Source organism: Bacillus sp. JJ1474, from assembly GCF_036965225.1.
Classification (GTDB): domain Bacteria; phylum Bacillota; class Bacilli; order Bacillales; family Cytobacillaceae; genus Cytobacillus.
This window is the reverse complement of the sequence record NZ_JBALPC010000179.1, coordinates 1-7,643: the sequence shown is the minus strand read 5'-3', so window position 1 is coordinate 7,643 and position 7,643 is coordinate 1. Positions and strand designations below refer to the sequence as shown.

The window sequence follows — 7,643 nt, the reverse complement described above, 5'->3', positions numbered from 1 at the left end:
CTCAGAGGCGACTTTATTATCTTATCATCTGCACAAGTCTTTGTCAACAACTTTTTTCTCGGTGAATTCCGTTGTTTCAAAAGGCTTTTGTGGAGACTTTTAATATATTAACATCATATATAAACACTGTCAACATAATTCTTTTGAAAAATGAACAGCTACTTTAACGCGCAGCTGTTCATCAATTTAAATTATCCACGTCTGTATAGCTACTAGTGAAAATAAACCAGGAATTCCTAGAAAGCCTGAGACAGAGGCTGTGATTAAATTAATGGGCACATGTATGCCGAACTGATTCCCAAACGTATTTAAAAAGAATAAAAACAGTGCACCAATCAGTATCTTAATAATACCTTGTCCAACCATTTTAACTGGCTTCAGTGGCGTTCCCATAATCAACAGTAATAATATGCATACTCCTAATATAGAAATAACGATAACAGGCTCCAATAAGAAAAATCCTCCTTTCGAGAAACTTGTACTATCAATTTATGAAATCGATATACAAAAAAGACCTCGATAGAAGGACTATGTCCAAAAATTATTTGTGTAAGGTGATATTTCTTTTTTTTACTTCTTTAAAAAGAAAGAAGTATTTTGCCTCTGCAAGTTTTGCTTGTGTCATAATCTCTGCGGATGGATCAAAGCTTTTTTCGACAAGTGTTTTTTGATTTGCCCATGCTTCTCTTAAATCATAAACTTTATCTAATAGCTTTTCATTAAATTCCTTACGCAGCCAGCCCTTCCTACGAAATAACATTATCTTCGCCCCCATTAGAAAGCGCATGCGCCTCGACAGTTTAGATTTAAACCTCTCTTCTTCCTTCAAGTGCCTTTGAAAGAGTCACCTCATCGGCATATTCAAGGTCTCCTCCGACAGGCAGCCCGTGGGCAATTCGCGTAGCACGAATTCCAGATGGCTTTAATAGACGTGAAATATACATAGCTGTTGCTTCTCCCTCAATATTAGGGTTCGTGGCAAGTATAACTTCTTGTACTGTGTCATCTTGGAGTCTTTTTAGAAGTGTGGGTATATTTATGTCCTCTGGCCCAATCCCATCCATTGGCGAGATCGCGCCTTGCAGTACATGATATAAGCCATGATACTCTTTCATTTTTTCCATTGCAATGACATCTTTAGGATCTTGAACGACACAAATAACCGTTCGATCTCTTCTTTGATCTTCACAAATATAACAGGGGTCTTGATCCGTAATATGGCCGCAAACCGAGCAATATGACAAATTTCTCTTAGCGTTCACTAGCGCCTTTGCAAAATCAAGGACGGTGTCTTCCTTCATACTCAATATAAAAAATGCCAGACGTGCGGCCGTTTTCGGGCCGATACCTGGCAATTTCATAAAGCTGTCAATCAGCTTAGATATCGGTTCAGGATAGTGCATATTAATTCCTCCTTATCGAAAAGCGGAGAGTACCTGCTTATGCTCTTCGCGATGGCACTCGGAGCTAGACATTGAAAAGCAGAAGCTCCATAAAAAAGAAAAGCTTCAGTCTAATCCAACAACTGAAGCTAGACAAATAGAAGTGTCTTAGAACATTCCAGGCAGATTCATTCCTTTAGTGAATTGGCCCATTGTGTTATTTGTTAATTCATCTGCCTTTTTTAGCGCCTCGTTCGTTGCAGCTAATACAAGGTCTTGTAACATTTCGATATCCTCTGGATCTACTACTTCTTCCTTGATGTTTACTTCAAGGATTTCTTTATGGCCAGAAACAATGACAGAAACCATGCCGCCGCCAGCAGTCCCTTCAATTCTTTCTTCACCAAGCTTCTCCTGAGCCTCGGCCATTTTCTTTTGCATCTTTTGCATTTGTTTCATCATATTTTGCATATTGCCCATTCCACGCATTTTATTGTACCTCCAGTTAATTAGTCTATTATTTCTACTAAATCATCACCAAACAATTTTTTAGCTTCGGCGATTAACGGTTCTTCCTCATTTGGATGTTCTTCGTTGACTCCATTATCTTGCTGGCTGTTGAGAAAGTCTTCTCTGACTTTTTGCCATTGCTCATCAGGAATTCCAACGAGCTGCAATCGTTTTCCCAAAAGCTCATACATAATACTGGATAAGATGTCGAGAAATCTCGTATTATCCATTGCCATTTGACAATGAATTTCATATTTAAATTTAATGATATAGGCGGTATGAGAGGCTGCAACAGGCTCCGCTTCATTCAATAAAGCAGCTTGGGACCTCATTTGATTATGAGCCAGCCTATTTAACATTTCGCCCCAATTGCTTTTTATCGCCATTAAATCATTTTTTGTTGCTTGCTTTAATATTTCATTAACCTTCCCAATTGGTGCTTGGAAGCCTTTACGGGAGCTTCTTTGTGCTTTTTTCTGAATAGCAGGCTGACCTTCATCTTGAATCACAACACCCTGGCGCTTCAAAAGACTGATTTCATTCTCTAAATGTTCTATCTTTTGGAGCAACGGCTGAAGATCTCCGACAGCTGCACTTGATCCTTTTCTATCAAGCTGGCAAAGCTTAACGATCGCCACTTCAAGAAAAATCCTCGGATGATTCGTCCAGCGCATTTCCTGCTGGGCCTTATTCAGTACTTCTATTAATTCATACAGCTCTTCCGGCTGGACTTTTTCAGCAAGCTGTTGGAACTCTTCATCTAACATAACTCTTTCCAGCGATTCTTCCAATTTGGGGGCAGCCTTAAAGAGGAGCATGTCTCGATAATATAGGATAAAATCCTCAACAAAACGTGCAGGATCTTTCCCTTGAAATAGAAGCTCATCTAAGAATTCCAGCCCTGCTGCCGCATCCCTTTCCATAACTGCAAGAGCCAGCTTATTTAAAAAGCCTTGCGAAACAGCTCCTGTAACAGTTAAGGCATCATCCATTGTCACTTCGTCCTGGCTAAATGATATAGCCTGATCCAGTAAGCTTAACGCATCACGCATGCCACCCTCTGCTGCTCTCGCAATCACATGCAATGCTTGTTCCTCACACTTAACGCCAGTCTCTTCGACAATGAGCTTCATTCTGCCTACAATTGCTTGTGCTGTAATGCGTTTAAAATCAAATCGCTGGCATCTTGAAATAATCGTAAGCGGAATCTTATGGGGCTCAGTTGTTGCTAAAATAAAGATAACATGCTTTGGAGGTTCTTCAAGTGTTTTCAATAAAGCATTGAAAGCTCCAATGGAAAGCATATGAACTTCATCGACAATATAGACTTTAAACTTTGCAACATTTGGTGCATATTTGACCTTGTCCCTAATATCCCTAATTTCTTCAACGCCGTTATTAGAGGCGGCGTCAATTTCAATAACATCTTGGATGGATCCATCTGTTATCCCTTTACAGGTAGGGCATTCATTACAAGGCTCGTTTACCGGGGACCTTTCACAGTTGACTGCCTTAGCCAGAATCTTTGCGGCACTCGTTTTCCCTGTCCCGCGGGGCCCAGAAAACAGATAGGCATGCGAGATTTTTTCCTGAAGCAGGGCGTTTTGCAATGTTTTCGTTACATGCTCCTGTCCAACAACATCGATAAAGCTTTGAGGACGCCAAACCCGATATAAAGCCTGATAACTCATTGTTACGCCCCCCTTCCTATGTATTCTCAATAACCATTATACCTTATTCATTTTCATTATTTCAAAGTTTAGAAATAAAAAAACTCATCCCAATTCAGAGAGATGAGTTTTGTTTATTATAGTTAAACTGCCGTGCACCTTCCTTCGACTGGCTCCCATAAGCGTTACTTAAGCAGTTAGCTCGGCCCAGGCGACCCTGCGGCACATGAGATGGTCCACTTAATGCTGCTTCCTTCCGGACCTGACATGGTTCATGGATTCCCATTGCGCAGGACCCGGGCGTCAACACCACTTACTTAAGGCAGGCCCTACAGGACACCAGCCTCGGGAAGGGATTCAGCCTCGCTAGAGCGGATTGCGAGTACAGGGCACCGCTACCTCCCCGCCTAGCACGGCAAAGTTGAAACCATATTTAGTTGCGCCATATGTGACGCATAATTAAGTATACTAATCTTTTGTGTAAAAATCAATTCCTATTCGCTGACAATTCCTGTATGATTATCCAACTGTGTTTGTTTCCTTAGTTTCTTCTCTTCTTTCCTTCGTTCTCGCAAGCTTTGGAAGAAAGATGACAGTAATTCACCGCACTCTTCTTCCAGGACACCTGTTACTACCTCACTCTGATGATTAAATCGCTCATCCTGCAAAAGATTCATGAAAGTGCCCGCACAGCCGCCCTTCGGATCCTTTGCACCGTACACAACCTTTTTTATCCGAGAAAGGATAATGGCTCCAGCACACATAGGGCACGGCTCCAGCGTAACATAAAGAATGGCATCCTCAAGCCTCCACGTTCCAAGCTGCTGACACGCTTTATCAATAGCAAGTAATTCCGCATGGGCAATTGCATTTTGATTGGATTCCCGTAAATTATGAGCTCTTGCAATGATTTCCCCATTTAAAACAATAATAGCTCCAATAGGCACTTCCTTCATATCCTCAGCCTTTTTTGCCTCTTTTATCGCTTCTAGCATATATATTTCATCTGACTGTTCCATTTGCAAATCCATTTATTTTTCATCCTTTTAATAAGATCCTTTGTTAAATTATATCATTACTTCATTTATTCCTTCATAAAATGGTTGTAGTGTTTAATTTTATTCATCGAGAATGGTCCTTATTTGTTAGATAAAGGAGGAGTCATTTTGCAAATTCATGTTGTTCAGGCAAACCAAACCTTAACAAGTATCGCGCGTGCCTATGGAACGACCGCCAATGATATAGCCGAAGCTAATGAAATTCCGAATCCTAATAATCTAGTGGTTGGTCAAACCCTAGTAATCCCCATTATCGGCCAATTTTACACGGTGCATAGCGGGGATAGTCTATACTCAATCTCAAGGAAATTTAATATTTCCTATCAGGAACTAGCCTCTATTAACCACATTTCTGTTAACACGCCGCTTCAGGTCGGATTTAGACTTTATATTCCGCCCCGTCCAAAACAGCAGGCTGAATTTAATGCGTATGTAGAACCAAGGGGCACAACGGTTGCACCCAATTTAGAAACAAGTGCACGAGAAGCCGCTCCTTATTTGACCTATTTAGCTCCTTTTAGTTTTCAGGCACTTCGTGATGGGTCCCTGAAAGAGCCATTACTAAATAATTTCCCTGCGATTGCCCGTGCCAACAGAAATGTACTGATGATGGTGATTACAAACCAGGAGAATGATCAGTTTAATGATGAATTGGGTCGGATTCTCCTCAATGATATGCCCATTCAGGACAAATTTTTAAATAATATCGTGGCAACAGCTAAAAAATACGGCTTCCGGGATATACATTTCGATTTCGAATACTTGCGCCCAGCCGATCGAGAAGCATACAATCGTTTTCTTAGAAAAGCCAAGGCTAGATTTCAGCAGGAAGGCTGGCTGCTTTCGACTGCTCTAGCTCCTAAAACAAGCGCTGGGCAAAAAGGACGCTGGTATGAGGCACATGATTATAAGGCACACGGGGAGATTGTTGACTTCGTTGTCATCATGACCTATGAATGGGGCTATAGCGGCGGACCGGCCATGGCAGTTTCTCCTATTGGACCCGTTCGGAAGGTATTAGAGTATGCAATAACAGAGATTCCTTCCAAGAAAATATTAATGGGACAAAACTTATACGGCTATGACTGGACACTGCCATTTGTTCAAGGCTCCTTTGCGCGAGCATTAAGCCCTCAGCAGGCTATACAGCTTGCCGCGAATAACAATGTCGCTATTCAGTATGACACGAAAGCACAGGCACCATTCTTCCACTATACGGATCAGGCGGGGAAAAGACATGAGGTCTGGTTTGAAGACGCCCGCTCCATTCAGGCAAAATTTGATTTGATTAAGGAATTGAAGTTAAGAGGAATGAGCTATTGGAAGCTTGGCCTTTCTTTTCCGCAAAACTGGTTATTGATCACAGAGAATTTTAACGTTGTAAAAAGACCTTAAGAGATTTGAAACAGCTGATACATTGTCAGCTGTTTTTTTGTGCCATTTTAATAAATTCTGCCGGTCGACCTAATTGAACAAACCCTTGATATACGAAGTAATGATCAGCGCAGTGAAATTAGATAGAGGCCTATTGGAAAGCAGATGCATTCCCTATAAAAAAATTCCATATCCCTTCCACCACGATTGTATGATAAAATAATTTTTGTGTCATTTAAGGACGGAGTGCCAAACAACACTTTTATAGATAAAGCAGGACGGAGTAGGAGGACTATCCATGGGAGCAACCCCTTTTATCACGGTTGAGGGACCAATTGGTGTTGGAAAAACATCACTAGCTAAGGCCATTTCTGATCATTTCGAATTTGCCCTACTGAAAGAAATAGTAGATGAAAACCCGTTTTTAGGTAAATTCTATGAAAACATTGAGGAATGGAGTTTTCAAACTGAAATGTTTTTTCTCTGCAACCGCTATAAGCAGTTAGCTGATATTCAGAACCATTTTCTGAAGAAAGATAAACCTGTCGTTGCAGACTACCATATATTAAAAAATCTTATTTTTGCCGGGCGATCATTGAATACACAGGAATACGAAAAGTATCTAAAAATTTACGATATCCTAACTGTAGATATGCCAAAGCCCAATGTAGTGATTTATCTTCATGCAAGTCTAGAAACAATTCTGAAGCGTATTCGCCTAAGGGGAAGGGATATTGAAAAGAATATAAGCCCCTTGTATTTAGAGCAATTATCCATAGATTATGACAAGGCGATTAGCGACTTCGAATCTCAGCATCCGGAGGTTTCAGTTCTACGCTTCAATGGCGATCATTTAGACTTTGTAAAAAATCAAGAGGATCTCCAAACGATCATTGACACGTTATCTATCACATTAATTAAAGGGAGCATGCAATCATGATTCTTCGAAACAAATATGGAATCCCTTCAAATGCAGTCATCACGATTGCCGGAACGGTTGGAGTGGGAAAATCTACAATGACCAATGCCCTTGCAAAGGCTCTACACTTTCGCACATCCTTTGAAAAAGTGGATACCAATCCTTATTTAGATAAATTTTATGCGGATTTTGAACGCTGGAGCTTTCATCTGCAAATTTATTTTCTAGCTGAACGTTATAAAGAACAAAAACGAATTTTTGAGTATGGCGGCGGTTTTATCCAAGATCGATCCATTTATGAGGACACTGGGATCTTTGCGAAGATGCATTATGAAAAAGGCACCATGTCCAAGGTCGATTACGAAACCTATACTAGCCTATTTGAGGCGATGGTCATGACTCCTTATTTCCCGCATCCGGACTTGCTTATTTATCTAGAAGGCTCCCTCGATGATATTCTATCCCGAATCCATGAACGAGGACGCCCAATGGAGCAACAGACACCTATTGAGTATTGGAAGGAAATGCATAAGCGCTACGAAGATTGGATTAACTCCTTTAACGCTTGTCCTGTACTTCGATTGAATATCAATGATTATGATATTATTGATGATGAAAGCTCAGTTGAACCGATTCTTGAACGGATTTCGGAGTTCATGAAGCAAACTCAATTATTAAAAAAATAGTCGCCCTAAACAGGCGACTATTTTAGTATATAAAGAATAAAAAA

9 protein-coding genes and 1 other RNA gene are annotated in these 7,643 nt (G+C 40.6%); 3 read left to right on the top strand and 7 right to left on the bottom strand.

What is annotated here, in order from left to right:
* Nucleotides 1–186 precede the first annotated feature (186 nt).
* From V7164_RS19795 to tadA, 7 genes are all read right to left on the bottom strand, one after another.
* Nucleotides 187–450 carry a pro-sigmaK processing inhibitor BofA family protein gene (locus V7164_RS19795; RefSeq protein WP_335347023.1) on the bottom strand — a complete coding sequence of 88 codons (264 nt, stop codon included), beginning with the start codon at nt 448–450 and terminating at the stop codon, nt 187–189.
* 91 nt (nt 451–541) lie between these two features.
* Nucleotides 542–760 (bottom strand): YaaL family protein, encoded by a 219-nt coding sequence (locus V7164_RS19790; RefSeq protein WP_335347022.1) that lies wholly within the window; start codon nt 758–760, stop codon nt 542–544.
* A gap of 46 nt (nt 761–806) precedes the next feature.
* A complete protein-coding gene (gene recR / locus V7164_RS19785) occupies nt 807–1,403 on the bottom strand; it encodes a recombination mediator RecR (RefSeq protein ID WP_066302038.1) in 597 nt (198 codons plus the stop codon).
* A gap of 147 nt (nt 1,404–1,550) precedes the next feature.
* Nucleotides 1,551–1,871 carry a YbaB/EbfC family nucleoid-associated protein gene (locus V7164_RS19780; protein ID WP_335347021.1) on the bottom strand — a complete coding sequence of 107 codons (321 nt, stop codon included), beginning with the start codon at nt 1,869–1,871 and terminating at the stop codon, nt 1,551–1,553.
* A gap of 20 nt (nt 1,872–1,891) precedes the next feature.
* Nucleotides 1,892–3,583, bottom strand: coding sequence for a DNA polymerase III subunit gamma/tau (dnaX, locus tag V7164_RS19775; protein WP_335347020.1), 1,692 nt, complete (start codon nt 3,581–3,583; stop codon nt 1,892–1,894).
* Between the two features lie 130 nt (nt 3,584–3,713).
* Nucleotides 3,714–3,978, bottom strand: an RNA gene (ffs, locus tag V7164_RS19770) — signal recognition particle sRNA large type.
* Between the two features lie 78 nt (nt 3,979–4,056).
* Nucleotides 4,057–4,581, bottom strand: a complete 525-nt coding sequence (tadA, locus tag V7164_RS19765; RefSeq protein ID WP_335347025.1) for a tRNA adenosine(34) deaminase TadA — start codon at nt 4,579–4,581, stop codon at nt 4,057–4,059.
* A gap of 147 nt (nt 4,582–4,728) precedes the next feature.
* Here tadA and V7164_RS19760 point away from each other — a divergent pair, with 147 nt between their 5' ends.
* The 3 genes from V7164_RS19760 (at nt 4,729) to V7164_RS19750 (ending at nt 7,599) form a co-directional block, all read left to right on the top strand.
* Nucleotides 4,729–6,015, top strand: coding sequence for a glycoside hydrolase family 18 protein (locus V7164_RS19760; RefSeq protein ID WP_335347019.1), 1,287 nt, complete (start codon nt 4,729–4,731; stop codon nt 6,013–6,015).
* A gap of 277 nt (nt 6,016–6,292) precedes the next feature.
* Entirely contained in the window at nt 6,293–6,934 is a 642-nt protein-coding gene (locus tag V7164_RS19755; protein WP_335347018.1) for a deoxynucleoside kinase, read from the top strand.
* Nucleotides 6,931–7,599: a deoxynucleoside kinase gene (locus V7164_RS19750; protein WP_335347017.1), complete on the top strand. Its 669-nt coding sequence runs from the start codon at nt 6,931–6,933 to the stop codon at nt 7,597–7,599. The genes V7164_RS19755 and V7164_RS19750 overlap by 4 nt, the downstream gene beginning before the upstream one ends.
* Nucleotides 7,600–7,643: the final 44 nt, after the last annotated feature.